The sequence below is a fragment of the Bradyrhizobium iriomotense genome (assembly GCF_030160715.1).
Classification (GTDB): domain Bacteria; phylum Pseudomonadota; class Alphaproteobacteria; order Rhizobiales; family Xanthobacteraceae; genus Bradyrhizobium; species Bradyrhizobium iriomotense.
This window is the reverse complement of the sequence record NZ_BSOW01000017.1, coordinates 90,544-114,635: the sequence shown is the minus strand read 5'-3', so window position 1 is coordinate 114,635 and position 24,092 is coordinate 90,544. Positions and strand designations below refer to the sequence as shown.

Sequence of the window (24,092 nt, the reverse complement as noted above, 5' to 3'; positions counted from 1 at the left end):
CGCCAGGTTTCTCGAACGACCCGAGAGGATGCCAATGCCGACCAGAAACGTTGTGCTCACGGAGCGACAGAAAGAACTCATTGACGCTCTCGTCAAATCCGGCCGCTACCAGAACGCCAGCGAAGTGCTGCGTGACGGGTTGCGGCTGGTCGAGCAACGCGAGGCGGAAGACGCCGGCAAGCTGAAGGCCCTGCGGGCAGCGGCCCGCCTCGGCGTTGGCGCATTGGACCGAGGCGAATTCAAAGAGTTCAGGAATATCGAGGACCTGCAAGCTTACCTGAATGACCTCGCGGAGAAGGTCATCACCGGAGCAGGCGAATAGAGTCCTAATGGTCGAGCAGAAATGGCGCGTCCGCCTCGGCGCCGCCGCCGAAGTCGACTTTGCGAACATCCTAAAATGGACCACTGAGAATTTTGGCGCGCGACAATCGCGCGTCTATCGGGACACGCTCGTTCGGGCGATTGGCGAACTTGCCGACGGCCCCGATGTTGCAGGCTCCAAGGCCCGAGACGAGATCATGCCGGGTCTTCGCACGCTTCACGTTGCGCGACGTGGTCGCCGCGGAAGCCACTTCCTCATGTACCGGGTCGCGCCAAGGAGCACGATCGAAATCGTCCGCATCCTTCATGACAGGATGGATCTTCAGCGCCACGTTCCATCTACCCCCGACGAGGGCAAATAAAGCGAGGGGCAACTTCCCTGCGGACCTCGCGACTACCGACTTTTACCCCTGATTTGTCCGACGCGTCAAATATTTTCGCAAAAACAGAAGTGCATCTCGCCGGCACCCCGGCTCCTTTGCATGGGGTTGTTTTGCAGATTTTGAGTCGGGCTAGATCGAGAAGCTGGTGCCGCAGCCGCAGGACGCGGTGGCGTTGGGATTGTTGACGCGGAAGGAGGCGCCGATCAGGTCATCGACGAAGTCGACCTCGGAGCCCGCCAGGAACGGTTGCGACGCCGAGTCCACCAGCACGACCGCATTGTCGCGCTCGATGACGAGGTCGTCGTCGGTGCGATCACGCTCGATGTCGAACTTGTACTGGAAGCCGGAGCAGCCGCCGCCCTCGACCGAGATTCGCAGCATTGCGCCCGTGCCTTCGCCCTTGAGGATCTCCCCAATCCGGCGCGCGGCCCGGTCGCTGATGGTCACGGCAGTCGTCATCGTTCCACTCCGATAGTCCCGCGTCATATCCAATTCATTTGGTATCCCGCGTCCGTCATAGTTAAGTGCAAGGGTCCGCAGAATCAAATGGATAGGGACTAAATTCGCCGTGTCCGTCGGAATGGCTGCCCCCCGCGCGCCCTATGCCTGCGATCCCGATCGCAGTCGCGGCCGGCTGGTCGCCGAGCCCCCGAGCCGCACCCGGAGCCCGTTCCGGCGGGATTGCGACCGGGTGATCCATTCCACCGCCTTCCGCCGCCTGAAGTACAAGACCCAGGTGTTCGTGTTCCACGAAGGCGATCATTACCGCACCCGCCTGACCCACTCTCTTGAGGTCGCCCAGATCGCCCGCGCCCTGGCCCGGCAGCTGGGGCTCGACGAGGACCTCACGGAGACGCTGGCGCTCGCGCACGATCTCGGCCATCCGCCGTTCGGTCATGCCGGGGAGCGGGCGCTGGATGCCTGCCTGAAGGATTGTGGCGGCTTCGACCACAACGCCCAGACCTTGCGCGTCGTCACGGCGGTCGAGCACCGCTATCCGGAGTTCGATGGCCTCAACCTGACCTGGGAGTCGCTAGAGGGCATCGTCAAGCACAACGGCCCGCTGACCGATCGCGGCGGCGCGCCGGTCGGACGCTACCGTGAGCACGGCGTTCCCGTCGGCATCGCCGACTATGTCAAGACATACGATCTGGAGCTCTGGAGCTTTGCCTCGCTGGAGGCGCAGGTCGCGGCGATCGCCGACGACATTGCCTATGACGCCCACGACATCGATGACGGCCTGCGGGCAGGGCTGTTTGGGGTCGATGATCTCAAGGCGATCCCGCTGATGGCCGAGATCATCGCCGAGATCGGTGCGCACTATCCGAACCTCGATCAGGACAGGCGCGGCGCCGAGCTGGTCCGCGAGCTGATCTCGCATCTGATCGGCGCCGTCTTCGCCGAGGCCAGGGCCAACCTTGCGGCGGTCCAGCCGCAATCCGCCCAGGACGTGCGCCAGCAGGGCCGCGCGATGATCGCGTTCCCGCCGGCGATGGCGGGCGAGGAGGCCGCCATCAAGACCTTCCTCTATCAGCACATGTACCGTCACAAGCGGGTGATGCGGGTGATGGCGGAGGCGGAACAGATCCTGTTCGACTTGTTCGCGAAATACCAGGTCTCGCCCGGCGAGCTGCCGCCGGAATGGCTGGCCGGGGCGGAGGCTGACGACGAGGCCGACAGGGGCCGCCGGATCGGCAATTTCATTGCCGGAATGACCGACCGTTTCGCCCTGACCGAGCACCAGCGGCTCTTTGACTCGACCCCGGATTTGCGTTAGGCGGCGGCCATGGCCGACACACCCTCATCGCTGCATCTCTTCGCCGACGTGCTCGCGCGCGTGCACGCCGCCTGCCGCGCGCTCGCGGCGGAGGCCAACTGGCCGGAAGGCATCGATTTTTCGCGCGTGGTGGTCGAGCCGCCGCGCGATCCGTCCCATGGCGACATGGCGACCAACGCCGCGATGGTGCTGGCGAAAGAGGCCAAGGCGAAGCCGCGCGATCTCGCCGAGCAGATCGCCGAGCGCCTGCGTGCCGACGCGCTGATCGCCAAGGTCGACGTCGCCGGACCCGGCTTCATCAACCTGACGCTCAAGCCGTCCGCCTGGGCGGAAGCGCTCCGCACCTTGCTGCGCGATGGGGCCAGCTACGGCCGCCTGAGCGGGCGCGGGAAGGTCAATGTCGAATACGTCTCGGCGAACCCGACCGGGCCGATGCATGTCGGCCATTGCCGTGGCGCCGTGTTCGGCGATGCGCTGGCGAGCCTGCTCGATTTCGCCGGCCATGATGTCTGCCGCGAATATTACATCAACGACGCGGGCGCGCAGGTCGACGTGCTCGCACGCTCCGCGTTCCTCAGGTATCGCGAGGCGCTCGGCGAAGATATCGGTCCGATCCCCGACGGCCTCTATCCCGGCGACTATCTCAAGCCGGTCGGCGAGGCGCTGGCGAAGGAGCATGGCGACAAGCTGCGCACCATGAGTGAGGCCGAATGGCTTCCGACCGTGCGCGTAAAGTCGATTGCGATGATGATGGACGAGATCAAGGGCGATCTTGCCGCCCTCAACATCCGCCACGACGTATTCTTCTCCGAGCGCTCGCTGATCGAGAGCGGCAACAACAAGGTCGCCGAGACCATCGATTTTCTGCGCGCCAAGGGCGATATCTACGAGGGCCGCCTGCCGCCGCCGAAGGGCGCGCCGGTCGAGGACTGGGAAGACCGCGAGCAGCTTCTGTTCAGGGCTACGGCTTACGGCGATGACGTTGACCGTCCGCTGATCAAGTCGGACGGCTCCTATACCTATTTTGCGTCCGACATCGCCTACCACAAGAACAAATTCGATCGCGGCTTTGCCGACATGATCGACGTGTGGGGCGCCGACCACGGCGGCTACATCAAGCGCATGCAGGCGGCGGTGAAGGCGGTCACGGCCACCAAGGCCGCGCTCGACGTCAAGATCGTCCAGCTCGTGAAGCTCCTGCGCAACGGCGAGCCGGTCAAAATGTCCAAGCGCGCCGGTGACTTCGTCACCTTGCGCGAGGTGGTGGATGAAGTCGGCCGGGACGCCGTTCGCTTCATGATGCTCTACCGCAAGAACGATGCGGTGCTCGATTTCGACCTCGGCAAGGTGATCGAGCAGTCGCGCGACAACCCGGTGTTTTACGTCCAGTACGGCCACGCCCGCGGCCACTCGATCTTCCGCAATGCAAGGGCGGAGGTGTTTCCAGATCTGCCGGAGACGACCGACGCCCGAATCGCTTGGCTGCAGGACTCGGCGCTGGAACGGCTGTCGGACCCAGTGGAACTCGATTTATTGCGGCGGCTCGCAATTTATCCGCGGACGGTCGAAGCGGCTGCCAGCGCCCACGAGCCGCACCGAATTGCCTTTTATCTCTATGATTTAGCCAGCGAATTTCACGCACTTTGGACGAAGGGGCGCGATCTGCCCTATTTACGCTTCATTATCAATAATGATGCACAGCTTACAAAGGCGCGATTGGCAATGGTCCAGGGCGTCGTCTCGGTTCTGGCATCGGGCCTCGCCATTCTGGGCGTCCATGCCCCGGACGAGATGCGGTAGTTTGGGGCGAACTACTTCAGGGAATTTGAGGGGGCTAACCGGCAGAATGCCGGCTCGCTTACGTAATGCGACTTGGTTGAATGCCTTGTGGGTGAAGGCCGCTGTTCGGGTCGACGACTGGCGAGCTTTCCCGAAGGGGACGCATCATCACGATGGCCGATCGACGATATCAGGACAGACCGTATCCTTCCGATGACTATGGTCGCAGTGGCGATCAGCATGGCAGGGCGGAAAACGATCCCTTGGCCGAACTTGCGCGCCTGATCGGGCAGACTGATCCGTTCGCCGCGCAGCAAGGCCGGCCCGCCGCGAGGCCGCCAGCTCCGCCGGCGCCCGAGCCGTACCAGCCGCCTGAGCAAAGCTACGCGCCGGACAACTACCAGGATCATTACGAGGAGCCGCCACCGCCGCCGGGACCGCCGTCCTGGATGCGGCGTGCCAACGTTCAGCCGCAGCCGGCTGCGGCCGAGCAGCCGCGCTACGCGCCGGCGGCGAACCCTGTGCATCCTTTGCAGCGTTTCGCGGCACAGCAGCCGGCTCCGGAGCCGGACTACCAGGAGCCCCAGGCCTATACTGAGCAGGCCTATCCCGAGCACAACGCTCCGGTCGATCCCTCGCGCTATGACGATGCGCTTTACGGCCAGCTCGAAGCCGGTCAGCAGGATTTCCAGCGCGATCCGTCCTATCCCGACGATCCTTACGCCTATCAGAGCGACTATCCCGAGGATGAGCTCGAGGACGAGGTGCCGCAGAAGAAGCGCGGCGGACTGATGACCGTTGCGGCCATCCTTGCGCTGGCCGTGGTCGGAACCGGGGGCGCCTTCGCCTACAAGACCTACCTTGGAGCTCCCCGCAGCGGCGAACCGCCGATCATCAAGGCGGACAACACGCCGACCAAGGTCGTGCCGGCGCCCGCCGATGGCTCCGCCAAGGTGCCGGATCGCATGGTCACCGGTGACGGCGGCGAAAAAATCGTGCCGCGCGAGGAAGCGCCGATCGACGTCAACGCCAAGTCCGGTGGCCCGCGCGTCGTTTTCCCGCCGCTCAATCCGAATGCTAATCCGCCGCCGGTTGCGAGCGTCTCACCGTCGGCCGTGCCGCCGCCAGTCGCCGCGCCCAATAACGGCACGATGCCCAACAGCGAGCCGCGCCGGATCAGGACGCTTGCGGTGAAGGGCGATCAGACCGACAGCACGCCCGCGCCGGCGGCTGCCGCCGCGGCCAAGCCGGCCGGGGCGCCGAAAGCCGTCGCCGCCGTGCCGGCCGCGCCACGCAATCCGCCGACCTCGGCCAATGCCAGCGCCAACCAGCCGATGTCGCTGGCGCCCCAGGGCGGTGCGCCGGACCCGACTGCGCCGCCGCCGACCCGGATGGCCGCGACCAATCCGACGCAGATCGCCCCGCCTGCTGCTCCCGAAGCGGCAACCGGTGGCAGCTACATGGTATCGGTTTCGTCGCAAGACACTGAGGCTGCCGCGAGAGAGTCGTTCCGCGTGGCACAGGGCAAATATGGGTCCGTACTCGGATCCCGCTCGCCGGTGATCAAGCGGGTGGATCTGGCCGACAACAAGGTGAAGTACCGCGCCATGGTCGGTCCGTACCGGACCCGTCAGGAAGCCGTCCAGTTCTGCACCGAGCTGAAGGCGGCCGGCGGCCAGTGCTTTATCCCGTAGTATTATTGGCCGTTTCCTTGACCCCCTAGCGGGGTACGGTTAATCGGCGACTATGAGCACGCGGGCTTTCATTACCGGCGTATCCGGAACGGAATTGACCGCCGCCGAGCGGGATTTTATCCGTGCGGAACGTCCGTGGGGTTTCATCCTCTTCAAGAGGAATATCGGGACTCCAGTTCAAGTTGCTTCGCTTGTTCAGGAATTGCGCGGCGTCGCTGGTGCCGCGGATGCCCCCGTGCTGATCGACCAGGAGGGTGGACGGGTGCAGCGGCTGGGTCCGCCGCATTGGCCGGTCTATCCGCCGGGCGCCGTGTTCGGAAAGCTCTACGACATTGATTCGGCGCTTGGGCTGACGGCTGCGCGCCTCAGCGCCCGACTGATCGCGGCTGATCTGGCCGATCTCGGGATCACCGTGGACTGCCTGCCGCTCGCCGACGTGCCGGTCGCGGGCGCCGACGCCGTAATCGGCAACCGGGCCTATGGAACCGAGCCGGCCAAGGTTGCGGCGATCGCCCGCGCCGTCACGGACGGGCTGGAGCAGGGCGGCGTGCTCCCGGTCCTCAAGCACATCCCCGGCCATGGCCGGGCGACGGCTGACACCCATTTCCGGCTGCCGACGGTGGACACGCCAGGGGATGAGCTGGAGCGGACCGATTTTGCCGCGTTCAAGCCATTGGCGGACCTGCCGATGGCGATGACCGCACATGTTGTGTTTAGCGCGTTCGACCCCGCCCATCCGGCGACGACATCTGCGACAATGGTTCAGCAGGTGATTCGTGGCGTGATTGGGTTCCAAGGTTTGTTAATGAGTGATGACGTGTCGATGAACGCATTGGCGGGCACCATTACCGAGCGCACGCGTTCGATTTTTGCAGCCGGCTGCGACATCGTCCTGCATTGCAACGGGAATATCGAGGAAATGCACGAGGTCGCCGGCCAAACGCCCGAATTGTCGGGCAAGGCGCTGGAGCGCGCGAACAGGGCGCTGGCCACGCGCAAGGCGCCGCAGCCGTTCGACCGGACGGTGGCGCGGGCTGAACTCGACGCATTGATCGCACAGGCGAACACGGCATCCGCATGACCGCAGAGATCCTATCGTTTGAAACCGGGCGGCCCGCCGAGCTCGCCGAGGGCGAACCGGCGCTGGTCGTCGATGTCGAGGGCTATGAGGGCCCGCTCGATCTGCTGCTCGCGCTGGCGCGGCAGCAGAAGGTCGATCTCGCCAAGATCTCGATTTTGGCGCTCGCCGATCAATATCTCCACTTCATCGAAGCCGCGCGAAAAATCCGGCTCGAGCTTGCGGCCGACTATCTCGTGATGGCGGCCTGGCTTGCCTTCCTGAAATCGCGCCTCTTGCTGCCGGAACCGCCGACTGCGGAAGGTCCGAGCGCAGAGGAGATGGCCACCGCGCTCGCCAATCGCCTGCGCCGGCTCGAGGCCATTCGCGAAGCGGCGAACCGGCTGATGAACAGGCAGCAATTGCTGCGCGACATTTTCCCGCGCGGAGAGCCTGAACAGATCGCCGAGGTCAAGCATCCGAAATACACCGCGACCCTCTACGACCTGCTCACGGCCTACGCCACGCAGCGCCAGTCGCGCGTGCTCGCGAGCGTGCATCTCGCCAAGCGCACGGTGTGGTCACTCGCCGAAGCGCGCGCCTCGCTGGAGCGGCTGGTCGGGGGCCTTACTGAATCGGACGATTGGGGTCGTCTCGACGACTTCCTGATTCGCTACGTCGCCGATCCGTCGCAGCGTGCGACGGTGTTCGCCTCGAGCTTTGCTGCCGCGCTCGAACTGGTGCGGGAAGGCCAGCTGGAACTGAACCAGAAAGAGGCGTTCGCCCCGCTCTATTTCCGAAAGGGGCGGCATCAACCGGTGCCAGGGGCGGCTCCCGCGCCTGAAACGCCGGTCGGTTAAGTGCAAGAAGGAGAAGCTGCCATGGCCTTGGCGGAAGTTCGGGTAGAAGAGGTCGAGCCGATGGACAACGAATCCCAGGCACGACCCGAAGAATTGCGGCTTCTCGAAGCGCTGCTGTTTGCGTCGAGCGAGCCGCTGGATACCGCGACCCTTGCCAAGCGCATGCCCGATGGCGTCGACGTGAAGGCTGCGCTCGCGCAGTTGCAGGCCGAATATGCGACGCGCGGCGTGAACCTCGTGCGCGTTGCCAACAAATGGACCTTCCGCACCGCCGGCGATCTCGCCTGGCTGATGACGCGAGAGAGCACCGAGACCCGCCGCCTGTCGCGTGCGGCGATCGAGGTGCTGGCGATCATCGCCTACCACCAGCCGGTGACCCGTGCCGAGATCGAGGAGATCCGCGGCGTCGTGACCTCGAAGGGCACGCTCGACGTGCTGCTCGAAACCGGCTGGATCAAGCCGCGCGGCCGGCGCAAGACGCCGGGCCGTCCGCTCACCTTCGGAACCACCGAGGACTTCCTGTCGCAGTTCACGCTGGAACAGCTCGGCGACCTGCCGGGCCTGGAGGAGCTGAAGGGCACAGGCCTTCTGGATTCGCGTCTGCCGACCGGTTTCAGCGTGCCGACGCCGTCGGACGACCCGGCGCTGCGCGAGGACGAGGATCCGCTCGAGCCTGGCGAGGATCTGGACCTTGCGCTGGCTCCGGCGCCAGAGCCGGAACCGGAGACGCCGGAAGGCGGCGACGAGGGCTGACGGCCCGTCGTTCTACGGACCGCCGCGACCGGTTAACACTAGCAGGATTACGTAGCGCCAACAGCGAATTGGCGCTGCCTTGGTCCTTGTTTTTGACACCTGCGAAGCCTAGGTTTCGGTGAAGATCGGCCGGGTCCCCGGCCATGCGCGTTTGGAGGGTTGCAGGATGGGTTCGCTTAGCATTTGGCACTGGATCTTGGTGATCGCAGTGGTCCTGCTGCTGTTCGGCCGCGGCAAGATTTCGGATCTGATGGGCGACGTGGCGCAGGGCATCAAGGCGTTCAAGAAGGGCATGCAGGACGACGACAAGGTTGCCGACAAGCCCGAGCCCGCCAAGTCCATCGAGCACAATGCCGCGCCGACTGCGGCACGATCCGACGTCGGCAGCAAGGCCGTCTGAGCCAAAGATCGGCAGACGTGTGCGGTCCCGATCCCGTGCGCCGCGGATTGGGCCAATCGTGGCTTGCCTGAACGGAAGACTTCATGTTCGACATCGGGTGGAGTGAACTGGTCCTGATCGCGGTCGTTGCGCTGGTTGCCATCGGCCCGAAGGAGCTCCCCGGTGTGCTGCGCATGGTCGGCCAATGGATGGGCAAGGCCCGCAAGATGGCCGCCGAATTCCAGGGCCAGTTTCAGGAAGCCATGCGCGAGGCCGAGATGGCCGACCTCAAGAAGAGCTTCGATGAGGTCAAGGAAGCCGCCTCCAGCTTCACTGGCAATAATTTGATGACCTCGCTCACGAAGGACGTCAACGAGGCGCTGCGCATCGAGGACATCGACAAGCCGGCGGAGACCGCGGCCACACCCGCGATCGAGCCGCCTGTGGCTTCAACTGAAGCGCCGGCGACTTCAACCGAAGCGCCGGTGATGCCGACGACACCCGAAGCGCCGACGCCCGCGACCTTCGTGGAAGCAGAGGCGCATGCGGCGGCAAATGAACCGCTCGCGATTACCCGCGAGGTTGAGGCGGTTCCTGTGACCCAGGGCACTGTAGTCCAAGACACCGCGCTCCCTGAGGCGATCAAGGACGCCAAAGCGTCATGACCGACGCCGATATCGAGGCCAGCAAGGCGCCGTTGATGGACCATTTGATCGAGCTGCGCTCGCGGCTGATCAAGGCGCTGCTCGGTTTTGGCATCGCGTTCATCTTCTGCTTCTTCTTCGCCAAGCAGATCTACAACGTGCTGGTCTGGCCGTTCGTGTGGGTCGCGGGGCCCGAGAACTCGAAATTCATCTATACGGCGCTGCTGGAATATTTCATCACCCAGCTCAAGCTCGCGCTGTTCGGCGCCGGCTTCATCTCGTTCCCGATCGTCGCCACGCAGATCTACAAGTTCGTGGCGCCCGGCCTCTACAAGCACGAGAAGCAGGCTTTCCTGCCCTATCTGGTCGCGACCCCGTTCTTCTTCGTGCTGGGCGCGGCGCTCGTCTATTTCGTCGTGCTGCCGATGCTGGTCCGCTTCTCGCTCGGCATGCAGCAGGCCGGCAGCGACGAGACCGCGCAGATTCAGCTCCTGCCCAAGGTCGGCGAATATTTGTCGCTGATGATGTCGCTGATCTTCGCCTTCGGCATCGCCTTCCAGCTCCCGGTGATCCTGACGCTGCTCGGCCGCATCGGCATCATCACCTCGAAGATGCTGCGCGAGAAGCGCCGCTATTTCATCGTCATCGCCTTCATCATCGCTGCCGTCCTGACCCCGCCTGACGTGCTGAGCCAGTGCTCGCTCGCCATTCCCTTGCTGGCGCTCTATGAGGGCTCGATCATCGCGGTAGCGATGGTGGAGAAGAAGGCCGCCGCGTCGCAAGCGTCGAGCGGCGGGGCCTCATCGAGTACCAATCCGGCGGAATAGGCGCCTCCGGTGTCATTCCCCGCGAAAGCGGGGAATCCAGTATGCCGCGGCCCTTCCGTATCCCCTCACTGTCTCTGGAATACTGGATCGCCCGCTTTCGCGGGCGATGACAGCTGTGCTAGGGGAAGCGCGCCGATGTAAACTTACAACATTTGACGTTGACTGTTTACACGCTGCCCCAGGACCACAGCCATGCACGATATCAAGACGATCCGCGACAATCCGCAAGCCTTCGACGCCGGCCTCGCCCGGCGTGGGTTGAAGCCGATGTCGGCGGCGCTGCTGGCGATCGACGAGAAGCGGCGGGCGGCGATCCTGGCTTCCGAGCAGGCCCAGGCGCGGCGCAACGCGGCCTCCAAGGAGATCGGCGAGGCCAAGAAGGCGAAGGACGAGGCGCGCGCGGCCAAGCTGATGGCCGAGGTGGCCGAACTCAAGACCACGATGCCGGAGCTTGAAGCGGCCGCGAAGGCCGCCGATGAGGAGCTGGCAAAGGAGCTGTCGGCGATCCCCAACCTGCCGCTTGCCGAAGTGCCTGACGGCGTCGACGAGCACGGCAACGTGCAGCACCACGTGTTCGGCAACAAGCGCAACTACGCGTTCACGCCAAAGCTGCATGACGATCTCGGCCATGCACTCGGCTACATGGACTTCGAGGCTGCGGCAAAGCTCTCCGGCGCGCGCTTCGTCGTGCTGAAGAAGGGGCTCGCGCGGCTGGAGCGTGCGATCGGCCAGTTCATGCTCGACTTGCACACGAACGAGCATGGCTACACCGAGATCAACCCGCCACTCCTGGTGCGCAACGAGGTCATGTTCGGCACCGGGCAATTGCCGAAATTCGAGGACGACCAGTTCTGGGCGATCAAGGGCGAATTGCTCGCTGCGCCCGACAATGAGCGGCTGCGGACCGAGCGCCTCGGCCTCATCCCGACCGCCGAGGTGTCGCTGACCAATCTCGCGCGCGAGTCCATTCTCGACGAGAAGCAACTGCCAATGCGGCTGACGGCGCTGACGCCGTGCTTCCGAGCCGAAGCGGGCGCCGCGGGCCGCGACACGCGCGGCATGATCCGCCAGCACCAGTTCACCAAGGTCGAGTTGGTCTCGATCACGACGCCCGAGACCAGCAAGGACGAGCTGGAGCGGATGCTGTCATGTGCCGAGCAGGTGCTGCAGAAGCTCGGCCTTCATTACCGCGTGATGACGCTGTGTGCAGGAGACATGGGTTTCTCGTCGCAAAAGACCTACGACATCGAGGTCTGGATGCCCGGACAGGGCGAGGGCGGCATGTTCCGCGAGATCTCCAGCTGCTCGGTGTGCGGCGATTTCCAGGCCCGCCGCATGGACGCGCGCTCGCGCGGCCCTGATGGCAAGCCGCGCTTCGTCCATACGCTGAACGGCTCCGGCACCGCGGTCGGCCGCGCGCTGATCGCCGTGATGGAGACCTATCAGCAGGAGGACGGCTCGATCGCCGTGCCGGAGGTGCTGCAACCCTACATGGGCGGGCTGAAGGTGGTCGCGCGCGAGTAGGCGTGGCAAAAACAGCTCAATCACAAGGGTTCGCTGCACGAAGCGCGATCCCTGGGTTGCGGAGATCGGACGGGCGGCTATCCTGACGGCCGTCGGACTTCTCCAGCGACCGTCCATGGCCCTGCACCGCGACATCTTCTGGATCGGCAGACAATGGGCCGTGACCGGATTTGGCATCCAGGCGGTCGACCAGCGGCTGCGCGGCGTGCTCGACGTCGAGATCGCGCGGCTTTGGGACGATGATTTCGTGCAAGGCCGGCGCGCCAAGCCCGGGCTCAATCTCGAGGATTTTGACAAGGCACTGACGCTGGCACGCACGCGCTATCCGCAGGCGCCGGCGGCGCGAACGACGGTGCATGCGGCCATCGAGCTGCCGCTTGCGCTGGCACCCGTTGCGCCGCCACCAAAACCGGTCCCTCCGGTCGTGCTCGCCTTGCGAGCGGAAGGCCGGTTGGCGCGCTTCCTGCCGCAATGGCGCATCCGCCGCTAGAGCGTGATCCGGAAAAGTGTGAAGCGGTTTTCCGAAAAGATCATGCTCAAACAACAACCTAAAGCGCGATGACGATTCATCCCAATCTCATCGCGCTTTAGGCGAGAGGTCGGTCGACAGCCGTCCGTAAGTTCCAAACGACCGGAAACCCCGGCATTTCGCCGGTTTGCCTGATCGGTCATAGCCGGATAAGACCTCCTCACAGCACCCGAGGAAGCGATCTGACGCATGCGAATTCTCTGCACCAATGACGACGGCATCCACGCGCCCGGCCTCAAGGTCGTGGAGGAGATCGCGCGCGCCCTGTCCGACGATGTCTGGGTGGTGGCGCCCGAACTCGACCAGTCCGGCGTCTCGCATTCGCTGTCGCTGAACGATCCCTTGCGCCTGCGCGAGGTCGGCCCGCGGCACTTCGCGGTGAGGGGCACGCCGACCGACTGCGTCATCATGGGCGCGCGTCATATTCTGGGCGCGACGCTGCCCGACGTCGTGCTGTCCGGCGTCAACAAGGGCCGCAACGTCGCCGAGGATGTCGTCTATTCCGGCACCATCGCGGGCGCGCTCGAAGGCACCATTCTCGGCCTGCCGTCATTCGCGCTGTCGCAGGAGTTCAGCGTCGAGACGCGCGAGCGTCCGCCGTGGGACACCGCGCGCAAATTCGGTCCCGACATCGTGCGCAAGGTACTCACGGCCGGCGTGCCGAAGAATACCGTGATCAACGTCAATTTTCCGTCCTGCGCGCCGGAAGAGGTTCTCGGCATTCGCGTGACACGTCAGGGCAAGCGCAATCTCGGCTTCCTCAGGGTCGACGAGCGCCGCGACGGCCGCGGCAATCCCTATTTCTGGATCGGCTTCGAGCGCACCGCGATGATGGATCTGCCAGCGGAAGGCACCGACCTCGCGGCGCTGCGCGAGCGCTACATCTCGGTGACGCCGCTCAGGCTCGACCGCACGGACGAGGCCTTCTCGCAGGCGCTTGGCGAGACGCTGAAATAGAGCGTGTTCGCCGTCGTAAGGGGCCGTCGGCCTGACGCCTTCGCGACCCGTCCAGCAAAAATATCGAAAACAACCCCATGCAAAGGAGTCGGGGCTGCAGTTCGCGTGCTTCGTATTTTACGAAATCATTTGACGCGTCGGGCAAATCACTGGCATTATGCCATCATCGCGGCACGTGGTGGGGCCTAGCCGCCGCGCAGCGCGGACTCGATGGTCTTGCCGAGCGCGTCGAGCTGAAACGGCTTTTGCAGCGCCGGCCGGTCGCGATACTGCTCGGGCAGGCCGGACGAGCCGTAGCCGGTCGCGAAGATGAATGGCCGGCCCTTGGCCTTGATGACGTCCGCGACCGGCGAGATCACCTTGCCGTTGACGTTGACGTCGAGGATGGCGAAATCGAATTCGGTCGACTGGGCAAGCCGCATCGCTTCCGCAATGTCGCCGGCCTCGGCCGCGACCTTGTAGCCAAGCTCTTCGAGCATGTCTGCGACCATCATCCTGATCATGACCTCGTCCTCGACGAGGAAAACAGAACCGCCCGAAGGCCGTGTCGCAGTCATCCGTGAGTCCTTGCCCTTCCCATCAAACGTTCGCAGATAAAACCATGCGACGCAACGAGCGTTTGGACAAACCCCGATCGGGAAATGGCGGCATGGCGAACTCTGCGTAAAGCAGATTCTGTGGTCAGATGCCGTGGCAGAAGATTATCATGGGTTCCTGCGCCGGAACAAGAATCGTGCGGCTGCGACCAAGGTCGCAAACTACCGCCGCAGTTTCGACCCGGCCGAGATGAAAACGCGACGAAAAATTAGCGATGACCACCAATCAGCATCCGCCGGAAAAAATGATGTTTCAGCTCACGCTGCGACGTCGCGGCATCAGTGACCAGGCGGTGCTTCGCACCATGGAGGAGGTGCCGCGCGATCTGTTCGTCGAGGCGGCTGACCGCGAGGACGCCTACCGCGACAGCGCCTTGCCGATCGCCTGCGGACAGACCATCAGCCAGCCCTTCGTCGTTGCCTACATGACCGAGCAGCTTCAGTTGCAGAAGAAGCATCGCGTGCTGGAGATCGGCACGGGCTCCGGTTATCAGGCCGCAGTGCTGTCGCGGCTTGCCGGGAATGTCCTGACCGTCGAGCGCTATCGAAAACTCGCCGATGCGGCGCGCGCCCGGCTAGAGAAGCTCGCCTACCACAATGTGGAGGTGATGTTGGGCGACGGTCTCGATCTGCCCGCCAATATCGGCCCCTTCGACCGCATCATCGTCACCGCCGCGATGGAAGTGATCCCCGACAATCTGATCGCGCGGCTGGAGGTCGGGGGCGTCCTGATCGCGCCGGTCGGCCCGCATCAGGGGGTGCAGACCCTGATCCGCCTGACCCGCACCGAGACGGGGATCGAGCGCAGGGAACTCGTCGATGTCCGCTTCGTCCCGGCGCTGCCTGGCGTGGCCCGCGAGCTGTAGAATTCGGGATCGGCTGTGGTGCCAACACCTTATTGGGAGGGTTAAGCGGTTATTTACTCGGCGCGTGTTTACTTAAAAGACCAGTTCAGTTGCGTACGAGTGAGTAACCATGTCCGCTCTTGCCGAGTTGCTTTACTCGCGCCGCGTGCCGCATGTCGCGGTGCTGGCGCTGATCTCGTTCGGTTTCGCCGGGTGCAGCGCCGATATGTCGTCGCGGCTTTCGCAATCCAACTTCTCCAACCCCTTCGCGTCGCAGGATTCCACCGGGTCGGTGCAGCAGGCCCCGCCGCAGCGCGAGCTGCCGCAATATGCACGGCCGCAGACACAGCCCGGCTCTTATCAGTCCCAGCCGTTACCGCCGCCTGCGGTCGCCGCGCCGCAATCCTATCCCGCCGCAGGAGGCGGGGGTGTAGCCGGAGGCGGGCGTGGCATGGGGTCCTATGCGCCGCCGGCACAGCCGCATCTTGAAACCACCGGCACCGTGCCGCCGCGGTCGGTCGCGGCGGCCCATCCCGCCGGCGGGACCAAGATCATCGTCGGCACCAGCGACACGCTCGACGTGCTCGCCAAGCGCTATCACACTACTCCGCAGGCGATCCTCGCCGCCAACGGCTACAAGGGCCCGCGCACGCTCTCCCCCGGCCAGCAGCTCGTCATTCCGCATCCGGCGGCCACCGCAGCTGCGCCTGCGCCGGCAATGGCTCCGGTTGCCGCAGCGCCGATCGCGGCACCCGCAGCAAAGCCGGTGGCGGCCGTCAGCGCCCCGCCCAGCACCCACTTCATCAATCGTGGCGACACGCTCGCCAGCATCGCGCGCAAGAACCACATTCCAGTGGCTGAGCTCGCGCGCGCCAATGGTCTCGATCCGTCCGCCAAGCTCAAGCTCGGCACCAAGCTGACCGTACCGAACGGCAAGACCGCGGCCGTTGCCGCGCCGGCTGCCCCGGTGGCAGTGGCTTCCGCGCCCGTCGCCGTTGTGCAGCAGCCTGCCGCGGTCGCAACCGTGCCCGCCACCAGGGTTGCGGCCGCTGCCGCACCGATGCAGAGCGCGCGGCTGGCGCAAGCCACCGCCAACGTCGAAGAGAAGCCCGCCGAGACGCCGGCGAAGGCCGCGGACGCCACCGGCGCGCTGCCGACTTTCCGCTGGCCGGTGCGTGGCAAGGTGATCACGAGCTACGGCGCCAAGACCAACGGCAAGAGCAATGACGGCATCAATCTCGCGGTGCCCGAGGGCACGCCGGTCAAGGCGGCTGAAGACGGCGTCGTTGCCTATTCCGGTAACGAGCTGAAAGGCTACGGCAATTTGGTTCTGGTGCGGCACTCCAACGGCTACGTCACCGCATATGCCCATGCGAGTGAGCTGTTGGTGAAGCGCGGCGATAGCATCAAGCGCGGCCAGGTCATTGCCAAGTCGGGGCAATCCGGGGAGGTGGCGTCGCCGCAGCTCCACTTCGAGATCCGTAAAGGATCAAACCCGGTTGACCCGCTCCAATTCCTCAACGGGGCGTGAGGCGCACGCTTCCCGAAGCAGGGCACGCAACCACCACAAACACGCTGTCATCGTCCGCCTTGTGCGCAATTGCGCGCTGGGGCGGACGATCCAGTATTCCAGAGACAGCAGTCGCTCGGCCGAGAAGCTGCCGTGAACCGTGGTGGCGATTAGCACGTAGCAAAATTCGGATTAACAAAAAGTGTGGTGAATGCCGGAAGCAGATCGTGTTCATGCGATTTCGCTCCGGCGGAATGTTCGTGCTTGCTCCTTCTTTTCCGGCAAGCTCTCTGAATCCCGATCCATTCGAAATCGCTGAGTTCGTCGCGTATAATTCGAGGTTCCGGTGTCGGAGCCTCGCGGGGCCGCTAAGAGAAATGAGATCAGGTTCGGCCGGAGTCCTTTTGTGACAGAACGATGAAATTATCGAAAAACAACCCCATGCAAAGTAGCCGATGGCTGCCGGTGCGATGTCCTAGTGTTCTGAATATGCTTCGGTTTCGATGGCGCAGCGGACGTGGCAGGGCTTGCTGGCGACCCAGCGCCATCGTGAATGACCCGACCAGGACCCTTTGATTTAGATCAACCTGGAAGAGTGGCGTTCCGTTTCCGTGGTGGCGCAGGCCAATGATGCGCGGGTCGGGAGATCGGCATGAAGCTGGCTGACGCGAAATCGTCGCCTGATCCCGGACAATCGTTCCAGCATCCAGCAGGTGAGGGGATGCTGTACGTGCCGGGCGGCACGTTTCGCATGGGGTCGGATCGGCACTATCCGGAGGAAGCGCCGGTCCACCGCGTCACCGTGGATGCGTTCTGGATGGATTGCCATCCGGTGACGAACCGGCAATTCAAAGCGTTCGCCAAGGCGACCGGCCACGTCACCGTTGCCGAGATCGCGCCCGATCCAAAGGACTATCCCGGAATGCTCCCGCACATGGTCTATGCGGGTTCGCTGATGTTCTCTCCGCCCGCGCATCCGGTCAATCTCCGGGACTTCAGCCAGTGGTGGACCTTCGCCGAAGGCGCGGACTGGCGGCATCCCTATGGACCCGGGAGCAACATCCGTGGGCTGGATGATCATCCCGTCGTGCATGTGGCCTTCAGCGACGCGCTCGCCTACGCACGATGGGCGGGCAAGGATTTGCCGACCGAGGCGGAATGGGAATTCGCGGCGCGCGGCGGACTGGAGGGCGCCGAGTTCGCTTGGGGAGATGAATTTGCGCCCGAGGGCCGTCACATGGCCAACACCTGGCAGGGCGAATTTCCGCGCCAGAACACCAGGGAGGACGGGTTCGAACGGACATCGCCGGTCACCGCATTTCCGCCGAACGGTTACGGGCTGCACGACATGATCGGCAACGTCTGGGAATGGACGTCAGACTGGTACTCGTCTCGGCATGAAGCCGACGCTGCAAAGGCCTGCTGCATTCCCGAGAATCCGCGCGGCGGCTGTGAAGCCGATAGCTACGACCCAAGAACGACCAACGTCAAGATTCCACGCAAGGTCATCAAAGGCGGCTCGCATTTGTGCGCGCCGAATTACTGCAGACGCTACCGGCCGGCTGCGCGGCATGCGGAGCCGATCGACACATCCACGAACCACCTTGGATTTCGGTGCATCAGGCGAGGTGTCTCTAACGCATCATAATGGGAGAGCGATGCCATGTTGAATTGCAAATTCAATGACAGGCCGCCGTTTGCCGCAATTCCGCCGTGCAAGACATCCGGTTGGCACAAGAGGTCCTGCGCCTCGCTGCTTGGCGCGACGATGTTGATGTCGCTGTCCGGGCCAGCCAGCACGCCGGCGGTGGCGCAGCAACCGCCACAGAAACCCAATATCCTTTTCATTATGGGCGACGACATCGGCCTCTACCAGCCGAGCATCTACCATCGCGGCCTGATGGTCGGCGAGACGCCCAACATCGATCGTATCGGCAATGAAGGTGCGATCTTCACGCATTACTATGCCGAGCAGAGCTGCACCGCAGGTCGCAATGCCTTCTTCACCGGCATGCATCCGCTGCGCACCGGCATGATCCCGCCGCAACTGCCGGGCAGCCCGTCCTATCTGCGGCCCGGTACACCAGCGATCGCCAAGTTCCTGCTCGATCTCGGGTACAACACGGGTGAATTCGGCAAGAACCATCTCGGCGATCACACCGACGCGCTGCCGACCGCGCATGGCTTCCAGGAATACTGGGGCTACCTGTACCATCTCGACGCCATGCAAGGCGTGAGCTTCCCGGACATCAACAAGACCCCCACCCAGCAGACGGTTGCCCCGCCATGCAAGAATACGCCGATCCCCGGCATTCCGGAGGTACCGGGCGCGGTCGATCCGAAAACGGCGGTTTGTCTGACGCCTCCGCGCAATATCCTGTCGTGCAAGTCCGATGGTACATCCAGGACTCAGCAGTGCGTCGACCAGGGCCCGCTGACGCTCGAGCGATCGAAGGGTGTCGACGAGGAAATCTCGGCCAAGGTCATCGACTTCCTCGATCGCAACGATCCGAAGACGACGGGCAAGCCTTTCTTCGTCTGGTACAACCCTGCGCGCATGCACATCACGACGGTGCTGAATGACAAGTACGCGGCCATGGTCGGCGAAGCCGGCGGCAAGGACTGGGGCCTCAACGAGGCCGGCATGAAGCAGCTGGATGACAACATCGGCTATGTGCTGAAGAAGCTCCAGGACATGGGCCAGCTCGACAACACGATCGTCGTGTTCACGACCGACAACGGCGCTGAAACCATCACCTTTCCGGACGGCGGCACCACGCCGTTCAAGGGCGGCAAGCTGAGCACCTGGGAAGGCGGCATGCGTGCTCCGCTGGTGGTTCGCTGGCCGGGTGTCATCAAGCCCGGCACCATCAAGAACGAAATCTTCGCGGCACTCGACTGGCTGCCGACGTTTGTTAACATCGCGGGCGGCGCAAAGGGAGACGAGTTGAAGAAGCGCATCGAGGCCGGCCAATATCCCGGCATCGTGAAGACGACGCTCGATGGCGTCGATCAGACCGAATACCTTTCCGGGCGTTCAGAAAAGTCGGCGCGCGATACCTTCTTCTACTATTCGGGCAAGGATCCGTCGGCGGTCCGCTACAAGAACTGGAAGATCTACTTCACGATGGTGTCCGACGCGCCGCAGGGCTTTATTGCCGGAGCGCTTCCCTATCACTGGGCCCAAGTCGTCAATATCAAGCGAGACCCGTTCGAGACCTCCATTGGTGCACAGTACAAGACACTCATGGGCCTTGGCGGCGTAATCGGCTCCCCTTCGACAGCCTACGTGTATGACTGGAACATGCTGCCCATCGGCCAGGCGCTCTGGCTGAAGGAGCTCGAGAGCTATATTGCGTACCCGCCGCTCCAGGACCCGGCGAGCTACAACCTCGAGCAGGTGCTGCAACAGGTCAAGCAGGCCAAAGTTGCCGGTCGCAGCGACTAATGGATCAGTATGAATTGGCGGGCGCCCGACATAGGGCGCTCGCCAATCCACTGCGCTCAGAATCCAACTCCTCACCAAGCAGCATGCCGGCAAGCGCGCTACGAACAGCAGCGATGCACCAGCCTCGCACGCACCTTCAATGTTGACGGGTAGGGACCGCACAATCGAAACGGATCGACATCGACAATGAAACAGATCATGCGAGTTCCACGCCTTGACCGTCGCGCACTGCTCTCGTCGCTGGCGATGCTTCCGCTTCTATCTGCCGCTCTGCGTTCCACGTCCGCCATGGCCCAGACGCAAACCGGTCCTCTGCCATCTTGGAATGAGGGCCCGGCGAAAGCGTCGATCATCGACTTCGTCGCACGGGTCACAGAGAGTCGCAAATCGCTGTTCATTCCGATCTTCTTTGTCGTTACCGGATTCCTGATCAACCCGGTCAGCTTTGTCTACGGGATTTTCGACAACTTCTTGCTCGTTGCCAGCATCATCGGTGCCCTGCTCGTCGGCAAGTGGATAGCCGCCTGGGTGGTGGGTCGCGCGTTTGGCTACAACCGCAATGAACAGCTTACGATCTGGTCGCTCACGCTGCCGCACGTTGCCGCCACGCTCGCCGCGACTCTGGTCGCGCATGAAACGCTCGGTGCAGCCGGTCAACGGCTGCTCGACGATCGAATGCTCAATGTCGTGCTTGTGCTTGTGTTCGCAACATCAGTCCTTGGCCCGGTGTTGACTGAACGGTTTGCATCTCGTCTGACGACTGGCACCCGAGCTGAACTCGATCGTTGATCGGGTCCGCACCAAATGTAGCGTTGGCTGGTTTGATTGCGCAATCCTGCGCATCCGCGGAAGACGATGTCGTCGCTCGGCTTGCCGTCTTCGCTAGCGCTACGCCGGCCCAACACCGAAAGTCCGGCTAAGCCTTTGGCGGAGCCGGGACCGGGCGACGCAGTACGTCGCGGCGGTTGTGCTGAATCTCGATGTCTCTGGAATACTGGATTGCCCGCTTTCGCGGGCAATGACAGTTGTGGGTGTGGCGAGAACCCTCGCTAATTCGCCGTCAGCTTCACACCCAACCGTCCCGCGAGCTCCTGCACGAACTGCCAGGCGACGCGGCCGGAGCGTGAGCCGCGGGTGGTCGACCATTCCAGCGCCTCGCGCTCCAGCGCCTCGTCATCGACCTTGATGCCGAAATGGCCGCAATAGCCGCGCACCATCGCCAGGTATTCGTCCTGGCTGCAGCGGTGGAAGCCGAGCCACAGGCCGAAGCGGTCCGACAGCGAGACCTTCTCCTCGACCGCTTCGCCCGGATTGATCGCGGTCGAGCGCTCGTTCTCGATCATGTCGCGCGCCAGCAAATGACGGCGGTTGGAGGTGGCGTAGAGGATGACGTTGTCCGGCCGGCCCTCGATGCCGCCTTCGAGCACGGCTTTGAGCGATTTATAGGACGCGTCATTGCCGTCGAAGGAGAGGTCGTCGCAGAACACGATGAAGCGGAAGGACGAGCCGCGCAATTGCTCCATCAGCGCGGGCAGCGTCTCGATGTCCTCGCGATGAATCTCGATCAGCTTCAGCTTGTCGGCGGCTTTCCGGTCCGCATTGATGCTGGCATGCGCCGCTTTCACCAGCGACGACTTGCCCATGCCGCGCGCGCCCCAGAGCAGGGCATTGTTGGCGGGAAGCGCGTTGGCGAACCGCTCGGTGTTCTCGATCAGGATGTCGCGCATCCGGTCGATGCCCTTGAGCAGGAAGAGGTCGACGCGGCTGACCCGCGGCACCGCCGAGAGGCGGCCGTCCGGGTGCCAGACGTAGGCGTCGGCGCGCTCGAACGAGGTGGGCGCGGCGGACGCCGGTGCCTGGGTCGCAAGGTGCGCGGCAATGGTCTCCAGCGCACGCACGATGCGCTCTTGCGCGAGGTCGGCGGTTTCAGCCGTGGGTCGTTTTGCCGCGAGGTTGGCGGGCTTTCGGGCAGGGGTCTTGGTGGCCTTCCCGGCGGCGGTTTTGCTTGGTTTTTTGGGCATGTCCGAAGTTCCTGAGAATGCAGCCTTATCGGGCCTGAGCGCCGCCCGCAAGGTGGGCCAAATCATCGGTCTGGCAGCGTTGCAATTGGGGCCGCTGCCGCTATAGTCCGCGCGAAATTTGACCGACCCGGCTGCCCCAAGGGGCGATGCCGGCCTTCTCCCGTTCACGAGGATCGTCCGAATGTTCATTACCCCTGCGTATGCCCAGGCCGCGGGCGCCGGCGACACCAACAGCATGTTGATGTCGCTGCTGCCGTTCGCCCTGATCTTCGTGATCATGTACTTCCTGATTCTGCGGCCGCAGCAGAAGAAGGTGAAGGACCATGCCGACCTCGTGAAGAACATCCGTCGCGGCGACACGGTCGTGACCTCGGGCGGCCTCGTCGGCAAGGTCACCAAGGTCGTCGACGACGACCAGATCGAGTTCGAGATTTCCGACGGCGTGCGGGTGCGGCAGATGCGCCAGATGATCTCCGGCGTGCGCGCCAAGGGCGAGCCGGCCAAGGACAGCGCCAAGGACGACTCGGCGAGCTGATCCTCGCACGAGCCTCGTATTCTCCTGATCTGACAGGTTAGTCGATGTTGTATTTCACGCGGTGGAGGGCGCTGGGGATCATCCTGACGGCGCTGATCGTGTGCCTCTGCGCGGTCCCGAACTTCTTCCCCGAAGCGCAGGTCAAAACCTGGCCCGCCTGGGCGCAGCGCCGCCTGGTGCTCGGCCTCGACCTTCAGGGCGGTTCCTATCTGCTGCTCGAGGTGGACTCCAACTACGTCAAGAAGGAGAAGCTCGACCAGATCCGCGACGACGTCCGCCGCGTGCTGCGTGAGGCCAAGATCGGCTACACCGGGCTGTCGTCGAAGGGCGATGCGGTCGAGGTCCGCGTCAAGGACACCGACCTTCAGAACGCGCTGGCCAAGCTGCGCGACCTCTCGCAGCCGCTCGGCGGACTGCTCGGCTCCAACGGCCAGCGTAGCCTGGAGGTCAGCGATGCCGGCGGCGGGCTGATTCGACTGACCGTGCCGCAGGCCGCGATCACCGAGCGCGTGCGCCAGACCATCGAGCAGTCGATCCAGATCGTCGAACGCCGCGTCAACCAGCTCGGCACCGTCGAGCCGGTGATCCAGCGGCAAGGCACCGACCGCATCCTGGTCCAGGTGCCGGGCCTGCAAGATCCGACCCGCCTGAAGGAGCTGCTCGGCAAGACCGCGAAGATGGAATTCCGCATGGTCGACGCCTCGGTGCCGCCCGACCAGGCGCAGAAGGGCAGCCTGCCGCCCGAATCCGAGCTCCTGATGAGCGCAAGCTCTCCCAAGGTGCCCTATGTCGTGAAGAAGCAGGTGCTGGTCTCCGGCGGCGACCTGACGGACGCGCAGCCGGGCTTCGACCAACGCACCGGCGAGCCGATCGTCAGCTTCAAGTTCAATACGTCGGGTGCGCGCAAATTTGCACAGGCCACGCAGGAGAATGTCGGCCTGCCGTTCGCGATCGTGCTCGACAATGAGGTGATCTCGGCGCCGGTCATCCGCGAGCCGATCACCGGCGGCCAGGGCCAGATCTCCGGCAGCTTCACGGTGCAGTCGGCGAACGACCTTGCGATCCTCTTGCGCGCCGGCGCGCTGCCGGCGCCCTTGACGGTGATCGAGGAGCGCACGGTCGGCCCGGGTCTTGGCCAGGACTCGATCGAGAAGGGTGAGCTTGCGGCCTATGTCGGCTCGATCATGGTCATCGTCTTCATGCTGCTCACCTACCGGCTGTTCGGCGTGTTCGCCAACATCGCGGTGGCCATCAACGTCGCGATGATCTTCGGCCTGTTGTCGCTGCTCAACGCCACGCTGACGCTCCCCGGCATCGCCGGCATCGTGCTCACCGTCGGTATCGCGGTCGACTCCAACGTGCTGATCTACGAGCGCATCCGCGAGGAATTGCGCGGCGGCCGCAATGCGATTTCGGCGATCGACGCCGGCTTCAAGCGGGCGCTTGCGACCATCCTCGATTCCAACATTACGACCTTCATTGCTGCTGCCGTGCTGTTCTACATCGGCACCGGTCCGGTGCGCGGCTTCGCCGTGACGCTCGGCATCGGCATTATTACCACGGTGTTCACCGCCTTTACGCTGACCCGGCTGATCGTGGCCTGGTGGGTGCGGTGGAAGCGGCCGCAGAGCGTGCCGATCTAGGAGCCTGATT

At 64.0% G+C, this 24,092-nt stretch carries 24 protein-coding genes; 21 read left to right on the top strand and 3 right to left on the bottom strand.

Going from position 1 to position 24,092, the window contains the following annotated elements; all coding sequences use genetic code 11:
* Nucleotides 1-34: 34 nt before the first annotated feature.
* Together QQL28_RS24245 and QQL28_RS24240 are read left to right on the top strand one after the other, a co-directional pair.
* Nucleotides 35-322 (top strand): type II toxin-antitoxin system ParD family antitoxin, encoded by a 288-nt coding sequence (locus QQL28_RS24245; protein ID WP_284269432.1) that lies wholly within the window; start codon nucleotides 35-37, stop codon nucleotides 320-322.
* Nucleotides 282-683, top strand: a complete 402-nt coding sequence (locus QQL28_RS24240) for a type II toxin-antitoxin system RelE/ParE family toxin (protein ID WP_348522515.1) — start codon at nucleotides 282-284, stop codon at nucleotides 681-683. The genes QQL28_RS24245 and QQL28_RS24240 overlap by 41 nt, the downstream gene beginning before the upstream one ends.
* A gap of 150 nt (nucleotides 684-833) precedes the next feature.
* On the opposite strand, the gene erpA is transcribed toward QQL28_RS24240, so the two are convergent.
* On the bottom strand, nucleotides 834-1,163 hold the full coding sequence (gene erpA, locus QQL28_RS24235; RefSeq protein ID WP_027527378.1) for an iron-sulfur cluster insertion protein ErpA: 330 nt from the start codon (nucleotides 1,161-1,163) through the stop codon (nucleotides 834-836).
* A 109-nt stretch (nucleotides 1,164-1,272) separates the two neighbouring features.
* On the opposite strand from erpA, the gene QQL28_RS24230 reads away from it, so the two are divergent.
* The 12 genes from QQL28_RS24230 (at nucleotide 1,273) to surE (ending at nucleotide 13,484) form a co-directional block, all read left to right on the top strand.
* Nucleotides 1,273-2,481, top strand: a complete 1,209-nt coding sequence (locus QQL28_RS24230) for a deoxyguanosinetriphosphate triphosphohydrolase (RefSeq protein WP_284269287.1) — start codon at nucleotides 1,273-1,275, stop codon at nucleotides 2,479-2,481.
* Nucleotides 2,482-2,490: 9 nt separating this feature from the next.
* Entirely contained in the window at nucleotides 2,491-4,281 is a 1,791-nt protein-coding gene (gene argS / locus QQL28_RS24225) for an arginine--tRNA ligase (RefSeq protein WP_284269286.1), read from the top strand.
* Between the two features lie 152 nt (nucleotides 4,282-4,433).
* Nucleotides 4,434-5,954, top strand: coding sequence for an SPOR domain-containing protein (locus QQL28_RS24220; RefSeq protein ID WP_284269285.1), 1,521 nt, complete (start codon nucleotides 4,434-4,436; stop codon nucleotides 5,952-5,954).
* A gap of 52 nt (nucleotides 5,955-6,006) precedes the next feature.
* A complete protein-coding gene (gene nagZ, locus QQL28_RS24215; RefSeq protein ID WP_284269284.1) occupies nucleotides 6,007-7,035 on the top strand; it encodes a beta-N-acetylhexosaminidase in 1,029 nt (342 codons plus the stop codon).
* Complete coding sequence (locus QQL28_RS24210; RefSeq protein WP_284269283.1) at nucleotides 7,032-7,871, top strand: segregation and condensation protein A; 840 nt, start codon at nucleotides 7,032-7,034, stop codon at nucleotides 7,869-7,871. The genes nagZ and QQL28_RS24210 overlap by 4 nt, the downstream gene beginning before the upstream one ends.
* A gap of 21 nt (nucleotides 7,872-7,892) precedes the next feature.
* Complete coding sequence (scpB, locus tag QQL28_RS24205; protein WP_284269282.1) at nucleotides 7,893-8,624, top strand: SMC-Scp complex subunit ScpB; 732 nt, start codon at nucleotides 7,893-7,895, stop codon at nucleotides 8,622-8,624.
* A gap of 166 nt (nucleotides 8,625-8,790) precedes the next feature.
* On the top strand, nucleotides 8,791-9,024 hold the full coding sequence (locus tag QQL28_RS24200) for a twin-arginine translocase TatA/TatE family subunit (RefSeq protein ID WP_074120659.1): 234 nt from the start codon (nucleotides 8,791-8,793) through the stop codon (nucleotides 9,022-9,024).
* A gap of 83 nt (nucleotides 9,025-9,107) precedes the next feature.
* Nucleotides 9,108-9,668 (top strand): Sec-independent protein translocase protein TatB, encoded by a 561-nt coding sequence (gene tatB / locus QQL28_RS24195; protein WP_284269281.1) that lies wholly within the window; start codon nucleotides 9,108-9,110, stop codon nucleotides 9,666-9,668.
* Nucleotides 9,665-10,474 carry a twin-arginine translocase subunit TatC gene (tatC, locus tag QQL28_RS24190; RefSeq protein ID WP_284269280.1) on the top strand — a complete coding sequence of 270 codons (810 nt, stop codon included), beginning with the start codon at nucleotides 9,665-9,667 and terminating at the stop codon, nucleotides 10,472-10,474. The genes tatB and tatC overlap by 4 nt, the downstream gene beginning before the upstream one ends.
* Nucleotides 10,475-10,666: 192 nt before the next feature.
* Nucleotides 10,667-11,998 (top strand): serine--tRNA ligase, encoded by a 1,332-nt coding sequence (gene serS / locus QQL28_RS24185; RefSeq protein ID WP_284269279.1) that lies wholly within the window; start codon nucleotides 10,667-10,669, stop codon nucleotides 11,996-11,998.
* Nucleotides 11,999-12,113: 115 nt separating this feature from the next.
* Nucleotides 12,114-12,488 carry a hypothetical protein gene (locus tag QQL28_RS24180; RefSeq protein WP_284269278.1) on the top strand — a complete coding sequence of 125 codons (375 nt, stop codon included), beginning with the start codon at nucleotides 12,114-12,116 and terminating at the stop codon, nucleotides 12,486-12,488.
* A gap of 228 nt (nucleotides 12,489-12,716) precedes the next feature.
* Nucleotides 12,717-13,484: a 5'/3'-nucleotidase SurE gene (surE, locus tag QQL28_RS24175; RefSeq protein WP_284269277.1), complete on the top strand. Its 768-nt coding sequence runs from the start codon at nucleotides 12,717-12,719 to the stop codon at nucleotides 13,482-13,484.
* 185 nt (nucleotides 13,485-13,669) lie between these two features.
* Here the strand turns inward: surE and QQL28_RS24170 are convergent, their stop codons facing one another.
* The gene (locus QQL28_RS24170; RefSeq protein WP_284269276.1) at nucleotides 13,670-14,041 is read right to left on the bottom strand and encodes a response regulator; all 372 of its coding nucleotides are present in this window, start codon (nucleotides 14,039-14,041) and stop codon (nucleotides 13,670-13,672) included.
* A gap of 254 nt (nucleotides 14,042-14,295) precedes the next feature.
* On the opposite strand from QQL28_RS24170, the gene QQL28_RS24165 reads away from it, so the two are divergent.
* From QQL28_RS24165 to QQL28_RS24145, 5 genes are all read left to right on the top strand, one after another.
* Entirely contained in the window at nucleotides 14,296-14,946 is a 651-nt protein-coding gene (locus QQL28_RS24165) for a protein-L-isoaspartate(D-aspartate) O-methyltransferase (protein WP_284269275.1), read from the top strand.
* A 109-nt stretch (nucleotides 14,947-15,055) separates the two neighbouring features.
* Complete coding sequence (locus QQL28_RS24160; protein WP_284269274.1) at nucleotides 15,056-16,456, top strand: LysM peptidoglycan-binding domain-containing M23 family metallopeptidase; 1,401 nt, start codon at nucleotides 15,056-15,058, stop codon at nucleotides 16,454-16,456.
* Nucleotides 16,457-17,087: 631 nt separating this feature from the next.
* Nucleotides 17,088-18,083 (top strand): formylglycine-generating enzyme family protein, encoded by a 996-nt coding sequence (locus QQL28_RS24155; protein WP_284269273.1) that lies wholly within the window; start codon nucleotides 17,088-17,090, stop codon nucleotides 18,081-18,083.
* A 126-nt stretch (nucleotides 18,084-18,209) separates the two neighbouring features.
* Complete coding sequence (locus tag QQL28_RS24150; RefSeq protein WP_284269430.1) at nucleotides 18,210-19,883, top strand: arylsulfatase; 1,674 nt, start codon at nucleotides 18,210-18,212, stop codon at nucleotides 19,881-19,883.
* 186 nt (nucleotides 19,884-20,069) lie between these two features.
* Complete coding sequence (locus QQL28_RS24145) at nucleotides 20,070-20,672, top strand: cation:proton antiporter domain-containing protein (protein ID WP_284269272.1); 603 nt, start codon at nucleotides 20,070-20,072, stop codon at nucleotides 20,670-20,672.
* A gap of 260 nt (nucleotides 20,673-20,932) precedes the next feature.
* Here the strand turns inward: QQL28_RS24145 and QQL28_RS24140 are convergent, their stop codons facing one another.
* A complete protein-coding gene (locus tag QQL28_RS24140) occupies nucleotides 20,933-21,904 on the bottom strand; it encodes an ATP-binding protein (RefSeq protein WP_284269271.1) in 972 nt (323 codons plus the stop codon).
* A gap of 181 nt (nucleotides 21,905-22,085) precedes the next feature.
* Between QQL28_RS24140 and yajC the strand changes: the two genes are divergently transcribed.
* Nucleotides 22,086-22,439 (top strand): preprotein translocase subunit YajC, encoded by a 354-nt coding sequence (gene yajC, locus QQL28_RS24135; protein ID WP_254095419.1) that lies wholly within the window; start codon nucleotides 22,086-22,088, stop codon nucleotides 22,437-22,439.
* Between the two features lie 44 nt (nucleotides 22,440-22,483).
* Entirely contained in the window at nucleotides 22,484-24,082 is a 1,599-nt protein-coding gene (gene secD / locus QQL28_RS24130) for a protein translocase subunit SecD (protein WP_284269270.1), read from the top strand.
* Nucleotides 24,083-24,092: the final 10 nt, after the last annotated feature.

Excerpts from the sequence above, each read along its gene's own strand:
- QQL28_RS24245 (WP_284269432.1), top strand. The coding sequence starts at position 35 with ATGCCGACCAGAAACGTTGTGCTCACGGAGCGACAGAAAGAACTCATT.
- QQL28_RS24240 (WP_348522515.1), top strand. The coding sequence starts at position 282 with ATGACCTCGCGGAGAAGGTCATCACCGGAGCAGGCGAATAGAGTCCTA.
- erpA (WP_027527378.1), bottom strand. The coding sequence starts at position 1,163 with ATGACGACTGCCGTGACCATCAGCGACCGGGCCGCGCGCCGGATTGGG.
- argS (WP_284269286.1), top strand. The coding sequence starts at position 2,491 with ATGGCCGACACACCCTCATCGCTGCATCTCTTCGCCGACGTGCTCGCG.
- QQL28_RS24220 (WP_284269285.1), top strand. The coding sequence starts at position 4,434 with ATGGCCGATCGACGATATCAGGACAGACCGTATCCTTCCGATGACTAT.
- nagZ (WP_284269284.1), top strand. The coding sequence starts at position 6,007 with ATGAGCACGCGGGCTTTCATTACCGGCGTATCCGGAACGGAATTGACC.
- QQL28_RS24210 (WP_284269283.1), top strand. The coding sequence starts at position 7,032 with ATGACCGCAGAGATCCTATCGTTTGAAACCGGGCGGCCCGCCGAGCTC.
- scpB (WP_284269282.1), top strand. The coding sequence starts at position 7,893 with ATGGCCTTGGCGGAAGTTCGGGTAGAAGAGGTCGAGCCGATGGACAAC.
- QQL28_RS24200 (WP_074120659.1), top strand. The coding sequence starts at position 8,791 with ATGGGTTCGCTTAGCATTTGGCACTGGATCTTGGTGATCGCAGTGGTC.
- tatB (WP_284269281.1), top strand. The coding sequence starts at position 9,108 with ATGTTCGACATCGGGTGGAGTGAACTGGTCCTGATCGCGGTCGTTGCG.
- tatC (WP_284269280.1), top strand. The coding sequence starts at position 9,665 with ATGACCGACGCCGATATCGAGGCCAGCAAGGCGCCGTTGATGGACCAT.
- serS (WP_284269279.1), top strand. The coding sequence starts at position 10,667 with ATGCACGATATCAAGACGATCCGCGACAATCCGCAAGCCTTCGACGCC.
- QQL28_RS24180 (WP_284269278.1), top strand. The coding sequence starts at position 12,114 with ATGGCCCTGCACCGCGACATCTTCTGGATCGGCAGACAATGGGCCGTG.
- surE (WP_284269277.1), top strand. The coding sequence starts at position 12,717 with ATGCGAATTCTCTGCACCAATGACGACGGCATCCACGCGCCCGGCCTC.
- QQL28_RS24170 (WP_284269276.1), bottom strand. The coding sequence starts at position 14,041 with ATGACTGCGACACGGCCTTCGGGCGGTTCTGTTTTCCTCGTCGAGGAC.
- QQL28_RS24165 (WP_284269275.1), top strand. The coding sequence starts at position 14,296 with ATGACCACCAATCAGCATCCGCCGGAAAAAATGATGTTTCAGCTCACG.
- QQL28_RS24160 (WP_284269274.1), top strand. The coding sequence starts at position 15,056 with ATGTCCGCTCTTGCCGAGTTGCTTTACTCGCGCCGCGTGCCGCATGTC.
- QQL28_RS24155 (WP_284269273.1), top strand. The coding sequence starts at position 17,088 with ATGAAGCTGGCTGACGCGAAATCGTCGCCTGATCCCGGACAATCGTTC.
- QQL28_RS24150 (WP_284269430.1), top strand. The coding sequence starts at position 18,210 with ATGTCGCTGTCCGGGCCAGCCAGCACGCCGGCGGTGGCGCAGCAACCG.
- QQL28_RS24145 (WP_284269272.1), top strand. The coding sequence starts at position 20,070 with ATGAAACAGATCATGCGAGTTCCACGCCTTGACCGTCGCGCACTGCTC.
- QQL28_RS24140 (WP_284269271.1), bottom strand. The coding sequence starts at position 21,904 with ATGCCCAAAAAACCAAGCAAAACCGCCGCCGGGAAGGCCACCAAGACC.
- yajC (WP_254095419.1), top strand. The coding sequence starts at position 22,086 with ATGTTCATTACCCCTGCGTATGCCCAGGCCGCGGGCGCCGGCGACACC.
- secD (WP_284269270.1), top strand. The coding sequence starts at position 22,484 with ATGTTGTATTTCACGCGGTGGAGGGCGCTGGGGATCATCCTGACGGCG.